This window comes from Acidovorax sp. CF316 (genome assembly GCF_000276605.1).
In the GTDB taxonomy this organism is placed as follows: Bacteria; Pseudomonadota; Gammaproteobacteria; order Burkholderiales; family Burkholderiaceae_C; genus Acidovorax.
On the sequence record NZ_AKJX01000154.1, the window covers coordinates 1 to 21,735 of the forward strand.

At 67.9% G+C, this 21,735-nt stretch carries 21 protein-coding genes; 2 read left to right on the forward strand and 19 right to left on the reverse strand.

What is annotated here, in order from left to right; translation table 11 throughout:
- Window positions 1-122: 122 nt before the first annotated feature.
- Both PMI14_RS18570 and PMI14_RS18575 read right to left on the reverse strand, forming a co-directional pair.
- Entirely contained in the window at window positions 123-785 is a 663-nt protein-coding gene (locus PMI14_RS18570) for a glutathione S-transferase family protein (RefSeq protein ID WP_007856833.1), read from the reverse strand.
- Window positions 786-845: 60 nt separating this feature from the next.
- Window positions 846-1,556, reverse strand: coding sequence for a hypothetical protein (locus PMI14_RS18575; protein WP_238541866.1), 711 nt, complete (start codon window positions 1,554-1,556; stop codon window positions 846-848).
- Window positions 1,557-1,869: 313 nt separating this feature from the next.
- On the opposite strand from PMI14_RS18575, the gene PMI14_RS18580 reads away from it, so the two are divergent.
- Entirely contained in the window at window positions 1,870-2,118 is a 249-nt protein-coding gene (locus PMI14_RS18580) for a hypothetical protein (protein ID WP_007856835.1), read from the forward strand.
- 48 nt (window positions 2,119-2,166) lie between these two features.
- Here the strand turns inward: PMI14_RS18580 and PMI14_RS18585 are convergent, their stop codons facing one another.
- The 14 genes from PMI14_RS18585 to PMI14_RS18650 form a co-directional block, all read right to left on the reverse strand.
- Window positions 2,167-2,448 (reverse strand): hypothetical protein, encoded by a 282-nt coding sequence (locus tag PMI14_RS18585; RefSeq protein WP_035204529.1) that lies wholly within the window; start codon window positions 2,446-2,448, stop codon window positions 2,167-2,169.
- Between the two features lie 120 nt (window positions 2,449-2,568).
- Complete coding sequence (locus PMI14_RS18590) at window positions 2,569-3,543, reverse strand: alpha/beta fold hydrolase (protein ID WP_007856837.1); 975 nt, start codon at window positions 3,541-3,543, stop codon at window positions 2,569-2,571.
- A 53-nt stretch (window positions 3,544-3,596) separates the two neighbouring features.
- A complete protein-coding gene (locus tag PMI14_RS18595) occupies window positions 3,597-4,760 on the reverse strand; it encodes an ABC transporter substrate-binding protein (protein WP_007856838.1) in 1,164 nt (387 codons plus the stop codon).
- Window positions 4,761-4,833: 73 nt separating this feature from the next.
- A complete protein-coding gene (locus PMI14_RS18600) occupies window positions 4,834-6,990 on the reverse strand; it encodes a D-(-)-3-hydroxybutyrate oligomer hydrolase (RefSeq protein WP_007856839.1) in 2,157 nt (718 codons plus the stop codon).
- 76 nt (window positions 6,991-7,066) lie between these two features.
- A complete protein-coding gene (locus PMI14_RS18605; RefSeq protein ID WP_007856840.1) occupies window positions 7,067-8,140 on the reverse strand; it encodes a branched-chain amino acid ABC transporter permease in 1,074 nt (357 codons plus the stop codon).
- A gap of 16 nt (window positions 8,141-8,156) precedes the next feature.
- Window positions 8,157-9,191 (reverse strand): branched-chain amino acid ABC transporter permease, encoded by a 1,035-nt coding sequence (locus PMI14_RS18610; protein WP_007856841.1) that lies wholly within the window; start codon window positions 9,189-9,191, stop codon window positions 8,157-8,159.
- Window positions 9,188-9,922, reverse strand: coding sequence for an ABC transporter ATP-binding protein (locus PMI14_RS18615; RefSeq protein WP_007856842.1), 735 nt, complete (start codon window positions 9,920-9,922; stop codon window positions 9,188-9,190). The genes PMI14_RS18610 and PMI14_RS18615 overlap by 4 nt, the downstream gene beginning before the upstream one ends.
- The gene (locus tag PMI14_RS18620) at window positions 9,919-10,704 is read right to left on the reverse strand and encodes an ABC transporter ATP-binding protein (protein ID WP_007856843.1); all 786 of its coding nucleotides are present in this window, start codon (window positions 10,702-10,704) and stop codon (window positions 9,919-9,921) included. Before PMI14_RS18620 ends, PMI14_RS18615 begins: the two co-directional genes overlap by 4 nt.
- 91 nt (window positions 10,705-10,795) lie before the next feature.
- The gene (locus PMI14_RS18625; protein ID WP_007856844.1) at window positions 10,796-12,277 is read right to left on the reverse strand and encodes a PHB depolymerase family esterase; all 1,482 of its coding nucleotides are present in this window, start codon (window positions 12,275-12,277) and stop codon (window positions 10,796-10,798) included.
- Between the two features lie 163 nt (window positions 12,278-12,440).
- Window positions 12,441-13,637, reverse strand: coding sequence for a substrate-binding domain-containing protein (locus tag PMI14_RS18630; RefSeq protein ID WP_007856845.1), 1,197 nt, complete (start codon window positions 13,635-13,637; stop codon window positions 12,441-12,443).
- A 152-nt stretch (window positions 13,638-13,789) separates the two neighbouring features.
- Window positions 13,790-15,298, reverse strand: coding sequence for a sigma-54-dependent Fis family transcriptional regulator (locus tag PMI14_RS18635; protein ID WP_007856846.1), 1,509 nt, complete (start codon window positions 15,296-15,298; stop codon window positions 13,790-13,792).
- Between the two features lie 35 nt (window positions 15,299-15,333).
- Window positions 15,334-15,942, reverse strand: a complete 609-nt coding sequence (locus PMI14_RS18640) for a DUF2325 domain-containing protein (RefSeq protein WP_007856847.1) — start codon at window positions 15,940-15,942, stop codon at window positions 15,334-15,336.
- Window positions 15,943-16,169: 227 nt separating this feature from the next.
- Entirely contained in the window at window positions 16,170-16,448 is a 279-nt protein-coding gene (locus PMI14_RS18645; RefSeq protein WP_199234346.1) for a hypothetical protein, read from the reverse strand.
- A 219-nt stretch (window positions 16,449-16,667) separates the two neighbouring features.
- Window positions 16,668-17,447: a class I SAM-dependent methyltransferase gene (locus tag PMI14_RS18650; protein WP_007856849.1), complete on the reverse strand. Its 780-nt coding sequence runs from the start codon at window positions 17,445-17,447 to the stop codon at window positions 16,668-16,670.
- 100 nt (window positions 17,448-17,547) lie between these two features.
- On the opposite strand from PMI14_RS18650, the gene PMI14_RS18655 reads away from it, so the two are divergent.
- The gene (locus PMI14_RS18655) at window positions 17,548-18,426 is read left to right on the forward strand and encodes a LysR family transcriptional regulator (protein ID WP_007856850.1); all 879 of its coding nucleotides are present in this window, start codon (window positions 17,548-17,550) and stop codon (window positions 18,424-18,426) included.
- A 92-nt stretch (window positions 18,427-18,518) separates the two neighbouring features.
- Here the strand turns inward: PMI14_RS18655 and PMI14_RS18660 are convergent, their stop codons facing one another.
- The 3 genes from PMI14_RS18660 to PMI14_RS18670 all read right to left on the reverse strand — a co-directional run bounded on the left by PMI14_RS18660 (window position 18,519) and on the right by PMI14_RS18670 (window position 21,636).
- A complete protein-coding gene (locus PMI14_RS18660) occupies window positions 18,519-20,036 on the reverse strand; it encodes a tripartite tricarboxylate transporter permease (protein WP_007856851.1) in 1,518 nt (505 codons plus the stop codon).
- A 15-nt stretch (window positions 20,037-20,051) separates the two neighbouring features.
- Window positions 20,052-20,567, reverse strand: a complete 516-nt coding sequence (locus tag PMI14_RS18665; RefSeq protein WP_007856852.1) for a tripartite tricarboxylate transporter TctB family protein — start codon at window positions 20,565-20,567, stop codon at window positions 20,052-20,054.
- Window positions 20,568-20,676: 109 nt separating this feature from the next.
- Window positions 20,677-21,636, reverse strand: coding sequence for a tripartite tricarboxylate transporter substrate binding protein (locus PMI14_RS18670; RefSeq protein WP_007856853.1), 960 nt, complete (start codon window positions 21,634-21,636; stop codon window positions 20,677-20,679).
- Between the last annotated feature and the right edge of the window lie 99 nt (window positions 21,637-21,735).

The following is a 21,735-nucleotide window of genomic DNA, read 5'->3' on the forward strand; positions in this document are numbered from 1 at the left end:
GCGAGTCGGGAGGGGGACGCCCCCGGTGCGGCGGGGCGGCCCTTGCACGGGGGCACTGGCCTTGGACGTGCCAGTTTCGTGCTGCGTGGATAGCGCGCAACGCCATGAGCAGCTGACACGAATCAGTTGGGCGCCTGGCTCGCAGTGAACACCGCCAACTGGTCCGCGAACGCGCGCTGGTAGGCGGGCCGTGCCTCGCCCCGCGCTATGTAGGCGAGCAGGCTGGGCTGCTCGCCCAGCAATGGCGAGGCATCGCCCAGGCGGCGCAGCACGGTCACCATCAGCAGGTCGCCGGCGCTGAAGGTGTCACCGTCCAGCCAGTCGGCTTCGCCCAGGCGCTGCGCCAGCTCAGCCAGCCGGGTGCGCACGCGCTCGTCCAGTAGGGGCTGGCGCTGGGCGTACCAGGGCTTGTCCTGCTCCAGGATCTTCGCGGCGCCCCACTCGACGATGGGCGGCTCCACGGTGTTGAGCGCGGCGAACATCCACATGATGGCGCGCGAACGCGCGTGGGCATCGGCCGGCAGCAGGCCCGCATGGCTCTCGGCAATGTGCAGTACGATGGCGCCGGTCTCGAACAGCGCCAGGCTACCTTCCTCGTAGGTGGGTATCTGCCCGAAGGGGTGCAGCGCGCGGTGCGCGGGCGCCTTCATCTGTGCGAACGACACCAATCGCGTCCCGTAGGGCTGCCCCACTTCTTCGAGCGCCCAGCGCACGCGCATGTCGCGCGCCAGGCCCCGGCCGCGGTCGGGGGATCGTTCGAAGGCGGTGATGGTGGTCGCTGGCATCAAGGCGCTCCTTCTGGTGTGCCGGGCCATTGTGCGCCCCTGCTGGCCCGGTGCGCCGCCTCAGAAGTGGTAAGCGACGCGTGCCGTGAACATGTTGCCGCGCTGCCGATAGGTCTTGCCGTAGAGGTAGGCGGCCTGCCAGCCGATCTCGCCCTGCCCGGTCTGGATGCTCCCGAACAGCGCCGGGCCCGCACGGTGCGACTGCCGCCCGGCCGGCGCCCAGCGGTCCCACTCGCCCAGCTCGCCAAAGCCCTGCGCGCCGAAGTGCAGGCCCGGCTTCCAGCGGTGGCGCACCTGCCACTGGTACTTGAGCTGCGTGGGCTGTTGCGAGAAACCACCATAGCCCTTTTCGGCGAACACATTGGCGTTCAGTTGCGTGCGGCCGATGTCGGTCTGCACAGCCGGCCCGAACTCCAGCGTGTGCCCCTCCCCCACATGCCTGGGCGCCGACACCATCGTATGGATGGCCAGGTCGAACGGGACTTCGCCCTGGGTCAGCAGCAGGTCGTTCTGCCAGTTCCAGCTGGACAGCGTGGTCGGCATGTCCGACGCGGTGATCCAGCTGGCGATGACTGCGCTGTACCAGCGGCTGTTGACGTTCCAGCCCAGGCCGACCTCGGGCCACTTGGCCAGTGCGGAGCCACGCGACGCCACGGTCCAGTAGCGGAAATCAAGGGTCCGCACGCCGGGATTGCTGTACGCCGTGACCACGTAGTAGCCCGGGTCAGCGAACGCGGCCCCGCCGGCCAGGGCCGCAGGGATGCACAACACACGAAGAATCGAGCAGGACAACAGGCGCCTTTCCAGAAGATCAGGCCGGTGGGGGGAGTCTCCCCCCGCGAACAGAGGACAGTCCATTGTGCGGGCGCTCCACCTTGTGGTCGAGGACTGTTGGTTGAGCACAGGGCCACTGCGTTGCAAATGCGAACATCGCCCCCAGGCAGAAAGGCCAGGCAAGTGCATGCCCGGCCGCCCGGGGCAGCGGCTTCGTAGGACATCGCCGCTTGTTGGCCCGCGTCCAGCGCGTTTGGGCACCGGCGTGGTTAGGATGGGCCATCGTCTTCAACCCACCACGAATTGACCTATGCGCGCGATCGGCCTGCCCTGGCCTCCCAACCTCCAGATTGCCGGATCGACCTATCTCGTCAGGCCGCTCACGCTGGCTGCACCGGCGAACGTGCCGGACCGGGTCTTCATCTTCGAGGAGGACGGCTCGCCCGTGCTCACGGTGCGCCGTGAATGGGCCAGCTACCCCGAGGCGCTCTACACCGCAGAGCAAAAGCTCCGGGAGTTTCTGGCACCGTCTCCGGTCGACGTGTTCGGCACCGCCTGAGCTATGGCCCGGAGCCTGGCGCGGCCAGCGCGCCAGGCCCGCCCCCGGTCAGCCCGCTGGCCAATCCTCCACCGCTTCGCGCGCTATGCCGCGCGACATGCAGCACTGGTGCAGTTCACTGGTGGCCAGCATGCCCTGCTGCAGGGGGTAGGTGACGCGCACCACCAGGCACTCGTTTTCCTGCGCCGACAGGATTTCGCCCACCCGGCCCATGCCGAGCGCTGTCCAGAGCTGGAGTGCGCCCAAGGCATCCGTGTTGGCGTGGGCGAAACGCCCCTGGGCTGTCTTGCGAGCGCGGGTGAATTTGAAGGTTTCGGATCGGGTACGCATCGGCTTGGGCAGGGCAGTGACAGCAGGGTGGGGAAACCGCCCCATGGTGTCCTGCCCGTGCGCCAATGCGTGTAGGTGAACAGCGCAAGTTGCATCCTGCGCGCCGTCCAGCCATCGCCCTCAGGGCCACTGCAGACGTGTGGGCGCCCGGTACTGCGAGCGCGGCAGCGCATTCGCGGCAGGCCCTCCGGCGGTGCGCACCAGCACCGGCTCTGCGGGCCCTGGGTCCTGCACGCCGTGCACGAAGAAGCGGTCCACCAGCGCATAGTGCTCGGGCACATTCAAGGCCGGCGCGTGGCCGCAGCCGGGCACCTCGATCACGCGGGCCTGGCCGCGCGCGCCGGGGCCGCGCGTGAGCATCTCGATGGTGGTCTCGCGCAGCACCAGGTCGGAGTCCTCGCCGCGCAGGCACAGCACGGGAATGTCGAGCGCGTCGTAGTGGTCCCAGATCAGGTAGTCGTTGGCGTGGTGGGTGAACTGCTGCACCATGGCCGGGTCGTAGTGCGGGGTCACCCGGCCATCGGGCAGGCGGCGCGTGCTGGTCTCGGTCAGCCGGCGCCACTGCGCATCGCTGAGCCAGCCATAGGGCTGGTAGACCTGGCGGAAGAAGGCCTCCAGTTCTGCCACCGTATCGAACGCGGGCGGCTGGCCGGCGTAGGCCTTGATGCGCCCGAGCGCATCGTCGGCCAGGCGCGGCGCGTTGTCGTTGAGCAGCAGGCTGCGGATGCGGCCCTTGAGCTGTGGCTCGAACAGGCCCGACGCACACACCGTGCCGATGGCCCCGCCCATCGAGGTGCCCACCCAGTGCGCCTGCGCGATGCCCAGCGCATCGAACAGATCGGCCACGACGCGCGCGTAAAAGCGCAGCTGGTACTCCTCGGCCGGCTGGCGCGCCCACTGGCTCAGGCCCCGGCCGATGGTGTCGGGGCAGATGACCCGGTAGCGCGGCGCCAGGTGGGCGGCCAGGTCGTCCATGTCGCGGCCGGTGCGGGCCAGCCCATGCCAGGCCACCACCACCGGGGCATCGGGCGCGCCCCATTCGGTGTAGTGGATCTCATAGCCGGCGCAGGTGGCGTAGCGCGATAACGGGGTCATGGTGGACAACCTTGTGAGTCAGTGGATGGGACGGCGCAGTCGATGGACTGCCCCTATTTCATAAGTCGGCCGTTGGCACCGATGACGGTGACTTCAACGTAGCGCGAGCCGATGCGGTTGGTGGGGGAATAGCCCAGGCTGATGCCGCCCAGGTCGTAGTTCTGCAGGGATTCGAGCGCCTTGACCACCTTGGTGCGCGTGGGTGCGGGGCCGGCGCGGCGCAGGGCCTCGACCAGCACCTTGGCGCCCAGGAACTGCTCGAAGCTGGTGTAGTTGACCTCGGCCTCGGGCGCGTACTTCTTGAGCAGGGTCTGGTACTCGCGCACCACGGGCAGTTGCGGGCGGAAGGGGTAGGGCACCACCTGGCTGATGCCCAGACCATGCGCGTTCTTCAGGCCGGCGAGCTTGACCAGCTCGGTCGGGTCCACCACCGAGATGTTGTACAGCTGCGCGCCGCCGCCCTGCTCGCGGTAGCGCTGGATGAAGGCGGCCGCAGGCTTGTTGATGGCGATCATGATCACGGCATGCACGTCGGCGGCCTTGATGGCCTTGACCGCGTCGTCCACCTTGTCGGTGTTGCGCTCGTAGCCGGCGGAGACGACAAGCTTCAGGTTGCGCCGCGCCAGCGCCGCCTCCACCCCGGCCAGGCCGGCCTTGCCAAAGCCATCGTCCTGGTACATCACGGCCACGCGGTTCATGCCCAGCGTGGTGAGCTGCTGCACCATGTGCTCGGCCTCGTCGCCATAGCCCGCGCGCACGTGGAAGATCCAGGGGTTGAACGGGCTGCGCAGCGACTCGCCACCCGTGTAGGGCGCCACCAGGGCGGCACCGCCCTGCTCCAGCACGCCATCGGCCAGCAGCTGGGTGATGTTGGCGGTGCCGGCAAAGCCGTAGAGCGCCACCACTTCGGGTTTGGCCAGCATCTCGCGCGTCAGGCGCACGGTGTCGGGCACCTTGTAGCCGTCGTCCACCACCCACTGGCGGATGGTGGCGCCATGCACGCCGCCCTGGGCGTTGATGGCGTCGAAGTAGATCTTGCCGCCCAGCACCATCTGCGCACCGGTGCTGGCCAGCACGCCCGACAGCGGCGCCACCTGGCCGACCACCAGTTCGGCGCCGCGCAGCTGCGCCGCCGCCGGCAGCACCAGCAGCCCCGCCATCGCCAGCACCGCGAGTGCCGCGCCCATGCGGCGGCCCCATGTGATCCATGTGTTCATGTCCGTCCTTTGTGCCGCCGGGCGCGGCAACGCGCCCTGGCAGCTTTGTTGTTGTGGTGGTGGGTGGTCGTTCTTATTCGGGGATGGCAATGGCTCCGGCCGCCGTCACGGCGATGGCGTTGCCTGCGGCAGGCACATCGGCCAGGGGCGGCACGTTGGCGGCGGTGATGGCCGGGGCGCTGCCCGGCGTGCCGCCGCGCGGCACGGTGCGCACCACCTGGCTCGCCGGCAGCGCCTTGCCGCTGGCCAGGTGGTCGTACACGGCGTCGAGCGCGCGGTTCAGGTACACGTGCAGCGGCACGTATCGCGTGTCGTAACCGGGCAGCACCGTGGGCAGGCCGATGAAGCTGTCGAAGTGCTGGGCATTGGCCACCTCCACATAGCTGAGCTTGCTGGCCGCGCCCTCCACGCGCTTGTTGAGCGCGGTGTAGGGGCGCGAGGTGTGGCTCACGGGCAGCAGGGCATCGGCCCGGCCGTGCACGATGATGGCCGGCTTGCCGCGCAGGTTGCCATTGCGGCGCGTTTCATCGACACCGGCCTGCAACTTGCGCGCCGCGGCATCGCTGCCGGTGACCAGGTTGCGCAGGCACACCGCGCCCTCGGTGTTCCAGTCGAAGGAGCCGCCGTCGGCCACCGACAGGAAGTCGCGCGCAGGCCCCTGCTTGGCGCGGTTGTTGATGAGCTGCACGCCGCCCGCCGGCGGCACGCCATTGCCGGTGGCGAACATGCCGGCCAGCGCGGTGGGGGGCGCCAGCGGCGTGACGGCACCTGCGGTCGTCGCCCCCGCGTAGCTGAAGCCGCACAGGTGGTCCTGCACGCTGGCGCGCGAGAGCGAATTGGCAAAGGTCACGGCAACGGCCGGCGCCACCTCGAAGGCGGCGAGCGAGGCATGCAGGTCGTTGGACTCGGGCTCCCAGCCGTAGTCACGCAGCTTGCGCAGCGACTCCTCGGCCTGGCCCGCCGTGGTGTCGGCCGTGAGCAGGCCGCGTGCGCGCAGCGCCGCGCAGCGCCCCGGCGCGATGGGCAGGGCCGTGCCGGCAAAGCCGGCGGCAAAGGCCGCTGCATACGGGCTGGTGCTGACCGAGGGCGCCAGCGAAGCGCAGGCCTGGTACAGGTTGGCCTGGGTGGTGTAGTCGATCAGCGGGCGGCCCGTGACGGCAATCTGCGTGCTGCCGCGCTGCACCGTGACACCCGGGTTGGCGGGCAGCTCCACCGCGGGCTCGGACACGGCCACGCCGCTGATCAGGCCCTGGGTATCGAGCTCGGCCGCGGCAATCGCCGCGCCGCCGCCGTTGGAAATGCTGGACGCGATGACGATGGTGTTGCCCGGCGTCAGCGACTTGATGCGCTGGCCCGACACGGTGAGCGAGCCATAGCGCTCGTTGAGCACGTAGTAGCCGAACTCCACGGCCTGCAGCGTGGTCGTGCCCCAGTCCTTCTCGGCGTTCTGGCCCGAGTGCGCATGCTTGAAGGCGAAGCGGTTGGGCGTGGCGGCGTTGAAGGCCGCGAGCTGCGCGGGCGTGAGGTTGGCGTTGAAGGCCGCGTTCTTGCCGGCTGCCGCCGCCGTGGTGCGCGTGCCGTCGATCAGCGGCACGGTGTCGTTCTGCAGGTCGTGCGGGGCGGCGCCCGTGCCCTTGTCCGAGTAGGCCACGGCACAGCCGCGCTTGAGGCCCCACTCGCCCGTGGAAATGCCGCCGTACACGCCGCGCGAGCCCGATGCGGTGGCCGTGATCATGCACGGCCGCGCGGGGTTGAAGCTGTCGGGCACCTGCACCATCAAGGTCACGTTCTGGCGGCCGCTGCCGTCGTCGGCATAGGCGATGTACTCGGTACCGGGCACCTTGCCATCGCCCGTGGTCACGCGGCCCTGGGCGTCCACGTTGGGGCCGTACAGGGTGCCGTAGCCGCCGGCGGCGGTCATGTCCAGCATGGCGCGGTAGTTGTTGTAGATGGCGGCGCGGCGCAGCTCGGCGCCCGTGGGTTTGGTCGCATCGGCGTAGGCCGGTGGCGTGGCCGAAGCCAGGCCGCTGGCGCCCAGGCCGGCGGTGAGCAGGTCGTTGCCGGTGCCGTCGTAGCGGGTCTCGGTGATGCTGCCCAGGTAGGCCGGGCGCAGGTTGGTACCGCCGCCCGATCCGCTGTCACCGCCCCCGCCGCCACAGGCAGCGAGCACGGCGGCGGACACGGCCAGCATCGCGGTTCTTTGCGTCGTCTTTGCTTTCAGGCTTCTCATTGCGTCTGTCTCCGAGTTGTGTTTTTCTGAACTTCTGGAACGCAGCTTTACCCCGGCCGGCTTGCGGACCCGGCCCTCACGCCGCCTTGCGCGCTGCTGCCGCGCGCAGGCGCCCCACCACACCGGTGGGGAAGTAATAGACGGACAAAACGAACAGCACGCCCAGCCACAGCAGCCAGCGGTCGGGCGAGAGCAGCGCCGACAGCCAGGGCAGGCCCGAAGCGGCCTCGCTGCCAAGGCGCAGCAGGTCCTGCAGGTAGCTTTGCGCCACCAGGAACAGCACGGCACCGATGGCCGATCCGTAGATGGTGCCCATGCCGCCGATGACGACGATGAGCAGGCAATCCATCATGATCTCGAACGACAGCGAGGTGTCCGGTCCGTTGTAGCGCAGCCAGAGCGCGAGCATGGCGCCCGCGCAGCAGGCGAACAGGGCCGACAGCACGCTCGACGTGGTGCGGTACACCACCACGCGGTAGCCGATGGCCTCGGCGCGGAACTCGTTCTCGCGGATCGCCTGCAACACCCGGCCGAAGGGCGAATTCACGATGCGCAGCAGCGCCAGCACCAGCGCCACGGCCACCACGAAGAGCAGGTAGTAGCACAGCAGCCGCCCATCGAGCGTGACACCCAAAAAAGGCTCGTCGAAGGGCTCGAAGCTCGGCGACAGGATCTCGGGCACCTTGAAGGTCAGGCCGTCCTCGCCGCCCGTGATGTCCGACAGCTGCGAGGCCAGCGTCTGGAACGCGGCCGCCACGGCCAGCGTGATCATGGCGAAGAAAATGGCGCGCACGCGCAGCGAGAACAGCCCCACCGCCAGCGACAGCAGCAGCGAGAGCACCAGCGCCCCACCCAGGCCCACGGCCAGCGCCGACCAGGTCGGCCCCATGCGCGTGGTGGCCACCGCGATGCCGTAGGCCCCGATGCCGAAGAACATGGTGTGCGCAAAGCTCACGATGCCGGTGTAGCCCAGCAGCAGGTCGAAACTGGCGACCAGCACCACGAAGATCAGCACCTTGGCCGCCACGGACAGCGCCTTGACGCCAGGGAACAGGAAGGGCGCGAACGCCAGCCCCAGGAAGATGGCCACGAGGATCGCCGCCAGCACCTTGCTGCGCGGGTAGTCGCCGGAGAGAAGTCGGTTCAGCATGTCTTTGGGCTCCTCTTCAACGGTTGGCCACTGGATAGACACCCTGCGGGCGCCATAGCAGGATCGCCACCATGAGGGCGATGTTGGAGAACAGCGCCACCTTGGGCACCAGGAAGCCGGTGTAGTTGGCCATCAGCCCCACCAGCAGCGCGCCGATGAGGGCGCCGCCCGTGGACCCGAGGCCGCCGATGATGATCACGATGAAGATCAGCACGTTGACCTGGGCGCCCATCTGCGGCACCACGTTCTGCTGGTACAGGCCCCACATCACGCCGCCCAGGCCGGCCAGGGCCGAGCCCACCACGAACACGCCGATGAACAGGCGGCGGATGCGGTAGCCGAGCGACTCGACCATCTCGCGGTCCTGCACGCCGGCGCGGATCAACAGGCCCACCTTGGTGCGCGACAGCGTCCAGGCCAGCACGGCAAAGACCAAGAGGCCCACGGCCACCGCCACCAGGCGGTACTTCTCGATGGCGGCATCGCCGATGAGCAGCGAGCCACGCATGCCCTGGGGCAGCGGCAGCGGGATCTGCTGCGGGCCCCAGATGACCTTGATCAGCTCTTCGCCGATGATCATGCCGCCCATGGTGATGAGAATCTGCTTCAAGTGCTGGCCGTACACCGGCCGCACGATGAAGCGCTCGAACGCCAGGCCCACGGCACCCGCCACGGCCATGGCCACCAGCATGGCCGGCAGCACCGCGACCAGGTTGCGCCACAGCTGGTCGGAGCCCGTCCAGTCGCCCATGGCACCCAGCACGCTGGTGGCCACGAAGGCACCGAGCGCGATGAACACACCATGGCCGAAGTTGAGCACGTCCATCAGGCCGAACACGAGCGTGAGGCCCGAGGCGATGATGAAGATGATCATGCCCATGGCCAGCCCCGCCACCGTGAGCGTGAGCCAGGTGCTGGGCGAGCCGATGAAGGGCAGCACCAGCAGCGCCAGCGCCGGCACCAGGGCCAGCGGCTTCCAGTCGAAGTCGCGCAGGAGGGACGTCTTGGCAGCGCTTGCGGCCGCCGTCGTCGTTGTCGTCGTGGTGCTCATAGTGCCAACCCCAGCAGCGATCGCTGCAATGCCTCGTCCTCGGCCAATGCGGCCATGCTGCCCGCATGCACCACCTTGCCGTTGTCCATCACGGCCACGGTGTCACCGAGCCGCTTGGCGAAATTGATGTTCTGCTCGACGAGCAGAATGGTCACGCCGCTCTTCTTGAGCTGGTCGAAGGCGTCGATCATGTTGTTGATGATGGCCGGCGCCAGGCCCTTGCTGGGCTCGTCCACGATGAGCAGGTCGCGCGGCTCGACGATGGCGCGGCTCACGGCCACCATCTGTTTTTGCCCGCCCGAGAGCTTGCCGGCCGGGTGGTTCCAGAACTTCTCCACCGCAGGGAAGAGCTTGAAGATCCATTCGAGCCGCGAGCTGTCCATCTGCGCCGCGTTCTTGGCCCCGCGCGCGGCCAGCAGCATGTTCTCCTTGACCGTGAGGTCGGCGAAGATGCCCATGTTCTCGGGCACATAGGCGATGTTCATGCCGGCGATCTGCGGGGTGTTGAGTGCCGTGATGTCCTTGCCACCGAAGTGGATCGTGCCCTGCGAGGCGTGCCACAGGCCCATGACGGTGCGCAGCGTGGTGGTCTTGCCCGCGCCGTTGCGGCCCAGCAGCATGGTGAGCTGGCCCTTGGGCACAGCGAGATCCACGCCGTGCAGGATGTGGTACGCCCCGATGTGGGTGTGCACACCCTTGAGTTCGAGCAGGTTGTTGCTGTTCGTGGTCATGCCGTGGCCTCCTTGCCGGACTCTTTGGAGACACCCAGGTAGGCTTCCTGCACCACGGGCGAGGCGATCACCTCAGCGGGCACGCCGTCGGCCACCAGGGTGCCGTTGGTCAGTACGATGATGCGGTCGGCCAGCTCGCGCACCACGTCCATCTTGTGCTCCACCAGGAGGATGATCTTGGTCTTGTCCTTCTTGAGTTCGCGGATCAGGTTCAGGATCACGGGCGCCTCGTCGTGGCTCATGCCGGCCGTGGGCTCATCGAACATGTAGACCTGCGGCTCCAGCGCCATGAGCAGCGCCACCTCGAGCTTGCGCTGGTCGCCGTGCGGCAGGCTGGCCACGGGCGTGTCCTGCCGATCGAGCATGGCCACCGCCTGCAGGATGGCGCGGGCGCGCTCCGTCAGGCCACGGTGGTCGCTCCAGATGCTCCACAGGTTCAGCCCCCGGCGGTGCTTGCCCTCCTGCGTGGCCTGCACGGCCAGGCGCACGTTCTCCAGCACGCTGAGGTTGGGAAACAGGTTGGTGAGCTGGAAGGCACGCCCCAGGCCCGCATGCGTGCGCGCCGAGACCGATTGGCCCGTAAGGTCCTGCCCGCCCAGGGTGACGCTGCCCGCGCTGGCGCGCAGTTGCCCCGAGATGAGGTTGAAGTACGTGGTCTTGCCCGCGCCGTTGGGGCCCACGATAGCGGTCAGCGTGCCCGGCTCGAAGGAGCAGGTCACGGCGTTGACCGCCACGTGGCCGCCGAAGCGGATGGTCAAGTCCTTGGTGGCCAAGGTGCTCATGGGAGGTGCTTCACTTTCACGGTCGTCGTCTTTCAGGGGTACCGGGCGCCCTGCCCTCTTGCAGGCAGGAACCCCGGCGTTCAGCGCATTGTCAGGGGCAGGTGCCGATGACGTAGTAGTTCGGACTGGTCTGCTTCAACGTGGTCGTCACGAACACGTTCCACAGGCCCATGTTCTGATTGGAGCCCTTGGCATAGGTGTAGCCGCCGGTCTGCGTGGCGCGGCCGGCCTGCACATGCGCGTAGTTGGTGGCCGTGGTGCAGGTGGCCGTGCCGCCCGAGCCCGCCAGCGTGGTGCCCGAAGCGGCCGCCGATGCGGCGCCCTCGGCACCGTTGGCGTCGGCGGCGCGCACCGTCCAGCTGTAGCTGGTGGAGGCGGCCAGGCCGGTGTCGGTGTAGCTCGTGCCGCTCACCGGCAGGGCGTTGACCTTGTTGGTGTTGCGGTACACGTTGTAGCTGGCCGCGCCCGAGACGGCACCCCAGCCCACCACCATGGAGCTGGCCGTGGCGCCCGAGGTGTTCACGCCCGTGGGGGCCGGCAGTGCGGGGTTCGTGGGCGGGTTGGTCGTGCCGCCACCGCTGCTGATCTGGTCCACCATGGCCTTGATGGCCACCATCTGCGGGCCCGACTTCTTGGCGTAGTTGGCGTTGTCATAACCCCACCAGTCAAAGCAGCTGTTGGTGGCCGCCGTGCTGGTCTGCGGGTAGAGCATCACGATGTGGTTGCTGTCGGCCCAGCGGTTGTAGCCGGTGTTGCGCACGTACTGCTGCTGCACATCGCTGATGTTCTGCTTGCAGCCGTGCAGCACCACGTGCAGCCGGCAGGTGGCGCTGCCGCCGGCCTGGCAGGCCTGCGGGATGTAGGCCCAGCCGGTGGTGGCCATGCCGTGGTTGGTGATGAACTGGTTCTGGTTGAACTCGACGTAGTTGCCTGCCGGCAGCGTGGCGTTGTTGCGCGGGTTCAGCGTGCCGTACAGGTGCTGCAGCATGGCGCCGGCCAGGTCGAAGTTGCAGTCGCTGATATAGGGCGCGCCCTTGGTGGAGCAGCCGTTGCCGTAGTCGTCGGTGACCATGGCGTGCTCGGCCGCGATGTCCTTCTTGTAGACCACGTTGGCGGCCGGCACGAAGCTGTTGTAGTAGGTGCGCAGCGCGTCCATCACGCCGGGCTTGACCACGCTGTCCAGCGTGCCCGAGAACAGGTAGACCTTGGACGCCTGCAGGTTGGCCACCGGGTCGATCAGCCCCTGGCTGGCCCAGGTGTTGGTGGTACTCACCAGCGTGCTGGTGGGGATGCCCGCGGGGCTGGCCATGCAGCGCCCGGTGGCGTTGACGATGGAGCCCTCGGCGCAATAGAAGGGCCCGCCCGCGACCACGCCCGCGCCCTTGGCGAAGGTGGCCGAGTAGGCCATGTGCAGTTGCACGGCCATGAAGCCGCCGGCCGACAGGCCCGACACGGTGGTCTGCGTGGCGTCGATCTTGAGCGCGGGGAGGTTGACGGCAGCGGATGCGCCACCGGCAGCACACAGTACCAATGCAGCACTTGCTGCGGCCGCCCGGATGAAATTGAAAGCCATGTTGTCTTGTCTCCAAATAATTTTGAAAAAAGTCTGACCCAGCCCCCGTGTCAACCCGGGAGTTCATGCATCAATTCACTGGAAAAAAAGGGGCGGCCGCCCCTGCGGGATGGATCCTCGGCGAAAGGGCGATTGCCCTTTCGCCAAGGCCACGCGAACCGGTTTATCGCTGGTTGCGAATCGGCACTTGCATCTCTTCAGGCTTGATCTCGCGCACCAGCTCGGGCACGCCCCAGGCGAAGGCCGGGTCCACCTTGATCTTGAAGTGGTACATGCTCTGCATGGCCTGGTGGTCTTCCTTGCGGAAGGTCATCTTGCCCTTGGGCGTCTCGAAGCTCATGCCCTCCATGGTCTTGATGAGCTTGTTGGTGTTGGTGTCGCCGTTCGTGGCCTTGAGGGCGGTGACCAGGGCCATGGCCGAGCTGAAGCCACCCGCGGTGAAGAAGTCCGGCGGGGTCTTGAACTCCTTGTAGTGCGCAGCCACCAGGGCTTCGTTCACGGGGTTCTTGGGGATGCCAAAGTAGTAGTACGTGGCGCCTTCCATGCCGGGGAAGTTCTTGTACGCGGCCATGGCGGGCAAGATGTTGCCGCCCGTGGCGATCTCGATGCCGTAGCGCTTCAAGTCCAGGTCGGCGATCTTGAAGGGGTTGCCGGCGCCGGCCCAGATGATGAAGATGACCTTGCGGCCGGGCACGTCCTTGAGCTTGTCGATCAGGCGCTGGGCACCGGCCGTGAAGTCGGTGGTGGTCGTGGGCAGGTACTCCTCGTGCACCAGCTTGGCGTTCTTGAGCGCATCCTTGAAGGCCTTCACGCCGTCACGGCCGAAGGCGTAGTCCTGGGCCAAGGTGGCCACGGTCACGCCGGCCTTGTCGATGGCCACGGCGTTGGAGATGGCGTCCTGGCTGCTGTTGCGGCCGGTGCGGAAGATGTACTTGTTCCACTTGTCGCCGGTGATGGCATCGGCCACGGCAGGCTCCACCAGCAGGATCTTCTTGTACTCCTCGGCCACGGGCAGCAGGGCCAGCGCCACGCCCGAGGAGGTGGGGCCGACGGCGATGTCGGCCTTGTCGTCCGAGTAGGCCGAGGCCAGCAGGCTCTTGCCCAAGTCCGGCTTGCCCTGGTCGTCCTTCTCGATCACGACGAGCTTCTTGCCGTTGACGGCCATGGTGCCGCCGGTGGCGTAGTTCAGGCCCATCAACAGGCCGGTCTGGGTCTGCTTGCCGTAGGCTTCGAGCGGGCCGGTCTTGCTGTAGATGTGGGCGATGCGGATCTCGCCGGACTGGGCGAACGCGGGGGCGGAAAGCGTGGCTGCGGCGGTAACGGCGGCAGTGGCGAGGGCGACCAGGGTGCGACGGTGCATGGCGATGTCTCCTTGTAGTGATGCCTGAACATTGCACAGTTCGTGCCAACGCACAAACCGTTGATTTCTATGAAACTTTTGCTGACACCTCGGCAACAGTGTTCAATTTCAATACATCTATTTTGTCTGAATTTCAGACATTTGCCTGAAATTTATTCAGGGTTTTCCAGACGTCCGTAGAGCGTGGCGCGCGAGATGCCGAGCTGCCGCGCGGTGGCCAGCTTGTTGCCGCCGTGGGCCTTCATCGCGGCATGGATGGCGCGCTGCTCCAGCTCCGCCACCTGCTCGGCCAGGGGGCGCAGGTAGCGCGATTCGTCCTCGGCCTCGACCACCACGGCAGTGGTGTCCTGCACCGGGGCGGCGGGCTCCACGCCGGCCTCGCGCAGGATGCGCTCGAGTTGCGCCGCGTCGATGGACTGCCCCTCGCTGCGCATCACGGCCTGCTCGATCACGTTGCGCAGCTCGCGGATGTTGCCGCGCCAGGGCTGCCCGGCCAGCAGGGCCATGGCATCGGGCAGCAGCTCGGGTGGCGGCGTGCCGTTGCGCAGGGCGAGGTCGTCGCCCAGCGATTCGACCAGTGCCGGGATGTCGCTGCGCCGCGCGCGCAGCGGCGGCACGCGCACCGGCAGCACATGCAGGCGGTAGAACAGATCCTCGCGAAAGCGCCCCTCGCGCACCTGGGCCGCCAGGTCGCGCGAGGTGGCCGCGAGGATGCGCACGTTGAACGGCACCAGCTTGTTCGAGCCCAGCGGCTCGATCTCGCCCTCCTGCAGCGCGCGCAGCAGCTTGGCCTGCAGGCTTTGCGGCATGTCGCCGATCTCGTCGAGGAACAGCGTGCCGCCGTCGGCCAGCTTGAACTTGCCGTCGCGCCCCTTGGCCGATGCACCGGTGTAGGCGCCGGGCGCCACGCCAAAGAACTCGGCCTCCAGCAGCGTGTCGGGCACGGCGGCGATGTTCACGCTCACGAAGGGGCCGCCGGCACGGCTCGATGCCGCGTGGATGGCATGGGCCAGCAGCTCCTTGCCCGTGCCCGTCTCGCCCAGCAGCAGCACCGGGCTGCTCGATTGGGCGGCACGGCGCGCCTGGCGCTTGACCTCGGCCGCGGCCGGGCTCGAGCCGATGAAGCTGGCAAAGGTGTACTTGGAGCGCCGCTCGCCATCGCCGGCCACGGCCAGGCTGCGCCGGCGCTGGCTGGCCAGCTCGCGCCGCGCATCATCGAGGTCGCGCTGCAGCAGCGCGAACTTGCTGATCAGCGGCTGCAGCGTGGTCTCGGGGTGGTCGAAGAGCACGATGCCGATGGCACCGATGACGCTGCCCGCGTCGTCGCGCAGCGGGATGCGGCTGACCACGAAGGTGCCGGCCTTGTTGGTGAGCAGGTCGATCAGCACCGGGTTGCCGGTCTCCAGCACGCGGCGCATGCCGGTGTTGGGGATCACCTCCTCGACCATGCGGCCCAGGAACTGGTCCAGCGACGTGAAGCCCAGGTCGGGCAGGAAGCGCTGGTAGCCCTCGTTGACCCAGACGATGCGCCCGCTCAGGTCCACCAGGAACATGCCCTGGCTGACGCTGGAGAACAGGTGGAACATGGACCGCGCCGCGAGTTCGAGGATGCCCTGGGCATCCAGCGGCAGTGCGGGGGCGTCGTCGATGAGCGGGGGCATGTGCGGATGGTAGCAAGCCCGCCACCCGCCCCGGGTCAATCCGCCGTGGCCGGTGCCTGCAGGCCGCTCACCGCGCGCAGGCCGCGCGCCATGCGCAGCACCACCACGGGCTTTGCCGCTTCTGCCGCGCCGGCACCGAGCGGCTGGTCCACCAGGATGCAGGGCTTGCCGGTGCGCCGGCAATGCTCCTGCACGCGCCAGTACTCGTCGTGGCTGATGCAGCCCGTCTGGCAGATCACGAGGTCGGCCGCCGCCAGGCTCGAATCGAGCGCTGGCGGTGCCGGGGCCAGGGCCTCGGGGGCGGCCTGCGCCTGTTGCTTCACGTCTGCCGCAGCCACGGCCTGCAGGCGCCAGCGCAGGCACTCGCGCGAGAGGCTGGTGATGCGCTCGGCCAGTGCCGCGATGTGGCGCGCCATGTCACGCCGGCGCGTCAAGCCCGGCTGCGAGGCCTGCAGCTGCAGCAGCTCTTCCTGCGCCAGGGCCAGCCGCGTGTCGCGCACCACCACGGCCGCGCGCGGGCGCACCACCTCGGCCCGCAGTTGCTCAAGCTCGCCCGCCTGCTGGGCCAGGGCGTCGCTGCAACGCGTCTGCGCCTCCCCCAGTTGGCGGCACAGCACCAGGAACTCTTCGGACAGGGTATGCATGCACCATCCTCGATAATAAGAATGATTCGCATTTTATGGTATGATTTGCCCGTCTGAGCAAGCTACCTGGTGGGGGGCACCCAAGGAAGCGAGTCCTGGGTGCCTGGCTTGCGAAGTTTGCTGGGCGGGCAAGGTCGGGGCGTACCCAGGATCATCCAAGTACGCCAGGGCCTGCCCGCCGCCCCTGCAAACCATGGACCACAGCGGTCACGCCGCCGTGCACAGGATCACCTGCTGGCCTTCTCTGCCGAGCGCAGGGCGATGCAGTTGCCCTCCATGTCACCGACTTCCGCGACGCATCCAAAGCTGCCGACCTCGGTCACGGGGTACAGCACCACGCCCCCAGCCTCCACCGCCCGGCACAGCGCGGCATGGATGTCCGGCACATGGAAATAGATGCGGGCGCCCGCGCGGCCAGGCACGTAGCTCTCCCCTCGGGCCAGCGCACCGCCCGCGCCGCGGCCTTCCTCGGCATGGGGAAAGAACGCCATCTCGTTGCCGTCCACGCTCGCCTGCTCGAACTCGCACCCAACAGAGCCCGATAAAAACCCATGGCCCGCGCCAGGTCGTGCACCGGGATCTCGAAGTAGGACACGGGATTCATCAGGCGGCTCCATCGGTGCTCTCAAAACGGGAAGCGTACCGCGCCTGCGCAGGCGCAGGCGGCCAAAGCCCCACGCTGCAAGCATAGCGCCCGGGTGATTGCGGGCCTCGGGCCTGTGGGTTCAGGGATTGCTGCGGTTGATGAAGTTGTCGGGGCCACGGCCGCCCAGCCTGGGCAACGGCCCGCCCGGGGAGTGGGCAAACTCCGGCGGCTTGCGGGCCACGATGAAGAGCCGGATGTCCTTGCCCCGGGTACCGTGCCGTTCGACGGAAACGATGTCCAGGCCCTGCCGGGTCATGGCCGCATGCAGCCCGGGCCCCTCGAAGTTCAGCACGGCGGGTGCCTTGCCGATGGCCCGCATCAACGGCAGCGCGAGCCAGGGAATGAGCGGGTTCATCTCGCCGATGCAGGGTGTCTTGGAGATCAGCAAACCGCCCGGGCGCAGCGCCTGCACCGCCAGTTGCAGCGTGTGGTCGAGGTCGCTCACCAGGTGCAGCATGTTGAAGGCCAGCACCACGTCGTAAGCCTCCTTGCCGCACACCGGCACATCCGCGTCGGCCACCGCAAAGCTCAGCTGCGGCACCGGCTGGGCCGCCAGCTTGCCCTGGGCAATGGCGATCATGCCGGCAGAAACGTCGGTCGCCAGCAGGCGCCGGGTGAAGGGAGCCAGGCGCAGCGCGGTGGTGCCCGTGCCGCAGCCGATCTCCAGCACCTCCTGCTCTGCGGACAGCAGCGCCTGCACGCGCTGCAGCGTGGCCTCGTAGCCCGGCATGTCGGCTATCGGATCGGCCGCGTACTTGGGCGCGATGCGGTCCCAGAAAAGGGCCTTGCGGACAGTGGCGCCACCCGCCTGTGGGAGCACGGATGCATCGGTGGGTACGGGAGAGGTGGTGGTCGGCATGGGGTGGGACAACGTCGGTGCAATGGACAGCGACCGATGCTATCCATGCACCGCGCCCCAGGGAACTGTCAGAAATTGCAGTGAACATATACATTTATGCATGGATAAACTCGACTGGAACCAGCTTCGGGCGTTTCTGGAAACCGCCGAAACCGGCTCGCTCTCGGCCGCTGCGCGCAAGCTGGGCCTGACCCAGCCCACGCTGAGCCGCCAGGTCGCGGCCATCGAACAGCGCATGGGCGTGACCCTGTTCGAGCGCGTGGGCAAGGCCATGGCATTGACCCCCACGGGCATGGACCTGCTGGAGCACGCCCGCGCCATGGGCGCCGCGGCCCAGGCCCTGGGCGTGGCGGCCAGCGGGCGCTCGCAGGAGGTGGGCGGGGTGGTGTCGGTCTCGGCCACCGACGCCGTGGCCTTCTACCTGCTGCCCCCCCTGGTACGGCAGTTGCGCGAAAAGGAACCGGGCATTGCCGTCGAGGTGATCTCGTCCAATGCGCTGAGCGACCTGCTGCGCCGTGAGGCCGACATTGCCATTCGCCACGTGAAGCCGGAGCAGCCGGAACTGATCGCCCGGCTGATCCGCGAGACGTCGGCCAGCTTCTATGCCTCCAAGGATTGGGTGAAGGTCCATGGCCACCCGCGCAGCGCCGAAGACGCGACCCACCTGCCCTTCGTGGGCTCGGACCGCTCGGGCCAGTACCTGGGCTACCTGCGCCAGCACGGCCTGCCCCTGAGCGAGGCCAATTTCAGCTGCTACTCCGACCACTCGGTGGCCCACTGGGGTCTGGTATGCCAGGGCATGGGCATCGGCGCCATGATGGACGAGATCGCCCACGCCACCCCGGGCATCGTGCGCGTGCTCGACGACGTGCCGCCCGTGATCTTCCCAATCTGGCTGGTCACCCACCGCGAACTGCGCACGGCGCGGCGCATCCGGGTCGTCTTCGAGGCGCTGGCGCAGGGCCTGCAGGCAGGATGAAGCAGCCCGCAGGCGCGCGCAAGTCCACTGAAAAAAGGGCGGCACTGCAGAAACTGCCGTGCCGCCCCAACTACCCAAAACAGTGTGCGGCCTCAGCCCGCGGCCGTGACCCCTTCGGCCGCCGCCTTGCGCGCGGCCCAGCGGCGCGCCACGCGCGGCAGGATCAGCACAGCCAGCACGATGACCATCAGGGTCAGCGAGCCCGGGCGCTCCAGGAAGATGGTCCACTTGCCTTCGCCGATGGCGACGGCATTGCGCATCTGCGCCTCGGCCAGGGGGCCGAGGATCATGCCCACGACCACCGGGGCCGAGGGTATGTCGAAGCGGCGCATGACCACACCCAGGAGGCCGATGGCATACAGCAGCACCAGGTCGAACGCGCTCTGGCGCATGCCGTACACGCCCAGAGTGGCAAACACCAGGATGCCCGCGTACAGGTAGGACTTGGGGATCTTGAGCAGCTTGACCCACAGGCCCACGAGCGGCAGATTCAGGATCAGCAGCATGACGTTGCCGATGTACATCGAGGCGATCAGCGCCCAGACCAGCGCACCGTTGCTGCTGAACAGCTGCGGGCCGGGCTGGATGCCATAGTTCTGGAACGCGCCCAGCAGGATGGCCGTGGTGTTCGACGTGGGGATGCCCAGCGTGAGCAGCGGGATCAGCGTGGCCGTGATGGCCGCGTTGTTGGCTGCCTCGGGGCCGGCCACGCCTTCGATGGCGCCGGTGGTGCCGAACTCTTCCTTGTGCTTGCTCAGCTTCTTCTCGGCCGCATAGCTCAGGAAGGTCGGGATCTCGCTGCCGCCCGCGGGCACGGTGCCGAAGGGGAAGCCGATGGCCGTGGCGCGCAGCCAGGCGGGCCAGGAACGGCGCCATTCCTGCTTGGTCATGTGCGTGCTGGTCAGCTTGTTCTGCGACTCTTCGGTCTTGCCCTCGTACATCACGTTGTACAGGGCCTCGCCCACGGCGAACAGGCCCACGGCGATCAGCACCACCTCGATGCCGTCCATCAGCTCGGGCACACCGAAGGTGTAGCGCGCCTGGGCGGTGAGCTGGTCGATGCCGATCAGACCCAGCGCCAGGCCCAGGAACAGCGCCAGCATGCCGCGCAGCGTGCTCTTGCCCAGCACCGCGCTCACCGTGGTGAAGGCCAGCACCATGAGCATGAAGTACTCGGGCGGCCCCAGGCGCACGGCGTACTCGGCCACGAGGGGCGCGAAGAAGGTCACCAGCACGGTGGCGATGGTGCCCGCCACGAAGGAGCCGATGGCCGCCGTGGCCAGCGCCGCGCCGGCGCGGCCGTTCTTGGCCATCTTGTTGCCCTCCATGGCGGTCACCATGGAGCCCGCCTCACCGGGCGTGTTGAGCAGGATGGAGGTGGTCGAGCCGCCGTACATGGCGCCGTAGTAAATGCCCGCGAAGAAGATCATCGAGGCGGTGGCTTCCACCTTGACGGTGATGGGCAGCAGCATGGCCACAGCCACGGCGGGGCCGATGCCGGGCAGCACGCCCACGGCGGTGCCGATGACACAGCCGATGAAGGCCCACATCAGGTTGATGGGGGTGGCTGCAGTGACGAAGCCCTGCAGCAGGAGGTTCCAGGTTTCCATGGTGTCGCGCGGGCTTTACAGCCACCCCGTGTTCGTGAGGCCGGGCAGGTTGATCGCCAGCAGTTGGGTAAACATCCAGAACACCGGCGCAGCCACGGCCACACCGATGAACAGGTCCTTGATCCAGGCCTTGGGGCCCAGGTCGAGCTTGCCCTCGGAGCTCTTGAAACCGCGCACCGCCAGCACGAAGCACAGCGCGCAGCTCAGGATGAAGCCCAAGGTGGTGATCAGCATGGCGTTGAGCAGCAGTCCGGCCGAGACCCAGACGAAGCCCTTCCAGTGGGCGCTGTCATCGCCAGACGCCTCTTCCAGGTCACGAAAGCCGCCCGTGCGGGCGTGGATGATGGCCAGCACCCCGCAGACGATGAGCACGATGGCCACCACCCAGGGGAAGAAGTTGGGGCCCACGCCGCCATAGCCCGCCTCGGAGCTGATGGAGGTGGCGCCCCAGGCCAGCAGGCAGCCCAGCAGCAGGGTGCCGGCGCCCACCACGGTCTGCAGGGCCGTGGAGCGAGAGGAATGTTGTGTCATGTTTTTATCCCGCAAGGAAGAGCGGCGCGCAGAGGACTGTTGCCAGCACCGTATTGCGCGCCGCCCGGAGGGTGCGACGATGGGCTTGCGCCGGGCTCTGGGCCCGGCGTCAGATCATGCCGGACTTGACCATCGTGGCGCGCAGGCTGGCGAACTCGGCATCCACGAAGTTGGCGAACTCGTCGCCGGCCAGCCATGCAGGCGTCCAGCCGTTCTTCTCCATCGCGTCCTGCCAGGACTTGTGCTTGTAGGTCTTGGACAGCGCGTCGATCAGGTCCTTGCGCTGCTCGGCGGTGATGCCGGCCGCGCCATACACGCCGCGCCAGTTGCCGATCTCGACGTTGATGCCCTGCTCCTTGAGCGTGGGCACGTTCACGCCCTTCAGGCGCGTGGCCGAGGTCACGCCCACGGCGCGCATCTTGCCAGCCGTGATGTACTCTGCAAACTCGCTGTAGCCGCTGCCGCCCACGGTGACGTTGCCGCCCAGGATGGCGGCGGTGGCCTCACCGCCCCCACGGAAGGCCACGTAGTTGATCTTGGCCGGGTCCACACCCACTTCGCGGGCGATCATGGCGGCCGCGATGTGCTCGGTGGATCCGCGCGAACCGCCGCCCCACTTCACGCTGCCGGGGTCCTTCTTGAGCTGGTCGACCACGTCCTTCATGGTCTTGAAGGGCGAGTTGGCAGGCAGCACGAACACGTTGTACTCGCTGCTCAGGCGCACCAGCGGCGTCACCTTGTCCAGGCCCACCGGCGGCTTGCCGGTGATGATGCCGCCCAGCATCACGGCGCCCATGGTCATCAGCGAATTGGGGTCGCCCTTGCTGGCGTTGGCGAACTGCGCCAGGCCGATGGCACCGGCTGCGCCGCCCTTGTTGTCATAGGTCACCGAGTTGGCCACGCCGGCATCCTGCATGGCCTTGCCCAGTGCACGGCCCGTGGTGTCCCAGCCGCCACCGGGGTTGGCAGGGATCATCATCTTGATGGCTGCAGCGGCCTGGGCGGTCAGCGGCAAGGCACCGGCTGCCGCCATGGCGGCCAGGGACTTGAGGAAGGTATCGCGACGCATCGTTGTCTCCTTGAATGATTGGCGAACCTGTCGATGATGCGCGCCCTGCCTGTCAAACGGCTGTCCTTGGCCCTAGGGAAAACACTAGGTAACCAAAGG

Excerpts from the sequence above, each read along its gene's own strand:
- PMI14_RS18570 (WP_007856833.1), bottom strand. The coding sequence starts at position 785 with ATGCCAGCGACCACCATCACCGCCTTCGAACGATCCCCCGACCGCGGC.
- PMI14_RS18580 (WP_007856835.1), top strand. The coding sequence starts at position 1,870 with ATGCGCGCGATCGGCCTGCCCTGGCCTCCCAACCTCCAGATTGCCGGA.
- PMI14_RS18585 (WP_035204529.1), bottom strand. The coding sequence starts at position 2,448 with ATGCGTACCCGATCCGAAACCTTCAAATTCACCCGCGCTCGCAAGACA.
- PMI14_RS18590 (WP_007856837.1), bottom strand. The coding sequence starts at position 3,543 with ATGACCCCGTTATCGCGCTACGCCACCTGCGCCGGCTATGAGATCCAC.
- PMI14_RS18595 (WP_007856838.1), bottom strand. The coding sequence starts at position 4,760 with ATGAACACATGGATCACATGGGGCCGCCGCATGGGCGCGGCACTCGCG.
- PMI14_RS18600 (WP_007856839.1), bottom strand. The coding sequence starts at position 6,990 with ATGAGAAGCCTGAAAGCAAAGACGACGCAAAGAACCGCGATGCTGGCC.
- PMI14_RS18605 (WP_007856840.1), bottom strand. The coding sequence starts at position 8,140 with ATGCTGAACCGACTTCTCTCCGGCGACTACCCGCGCAGCAAGGTGCTG.
- PMI14_RS18610 (WP_007856841.1), bottom strand. The coding sequence starts at position 9,191 with ATGAGCACCACGACGACAACGACGACGGCGGCCGCAAGCGCTGCCAAG.
- PMI14_RS18615 (WP_007856842.1), bottom strand. The coding sequence starts at position 9,922 with ATGACCACGAACAGCAACAACCTGCTCGAACTCAAGGGTGTGCACACC.
- PMI14_RS18620 (WP_007856843.1), bottom strand. The coding sequence starts at position 10,704 with ATGAGCACCTTGGCCACCAAGGACTTGACCATCCGCTTCGGCGGCCAC.
- PMI14_RS18625 (WP_007856844.1), bottom strand. The coding sequence starts at position 12,277 with ATGGCTTTCAATTTCATCCGGGCGGCCGCAGCAAGTGCTGCATTGGTA.
- PMI14_RS18630 (WP_007856845.1), bottom strand. The coding sequence starts at position 13,637 with ATGCACCGTCGCACCCTGGTCGCCCTCGCCACTGCCGCCGTTACCGCC.
- PMI14_RS18635 (WP_007856846.1), bottom strand. The coding sequence starts at position 15,298 with ATGCCCCCGCTCATCGACGACGCCCCCGCACTGCCGCTGGATGCCCAG.
- PMI14_RS18640 (WP_007856847.1), bottom strand. The coding sequence starts at position 15,942 with ATGCATACCCTGTCCGAAGAGTTCCTGGTGCTGTGCCGCCAACTGGGG.
- PMI14_RS18650 (WP_007856849.1), bottom strand. The coding sequence starts at position 17,447 with ATGCCGACCACCACCTCTCCCGTACCCACCGATGCATCCGTGCTCCCA.
- PMI14_RS18655 (WP_007856850.1), top strand. The coding sequence starts at position 17,548 with ATGGATAAACTCGACTGGAACCAGCTTCGGGCGTTTCTGGAAACCGCC.
- PMI14_RS18660 (WP_007856851.1), bottom strand. The coding sequence starts at position 20,036 with ATGGAAACCTGGAACCTCCTGCTGCAGGGCTTCGTCACTGCAGCCACC.
- PMI14_RS18665 (WP_007856852.1), bottom strand. The coding sequence starts at position 20,567 with ATGACACAACATTCCTCTCGCTCCACGGCCCTGCAGACCGTGGTGGGC.
- PMI14_RS18670 (WP_007856853.1), bottom strand. The coding sequence starts at position 21,636 with ATGCGTCGCGATACCTTCCTCAAGTCCCTGGCCGCCATGGCGGCAGCC.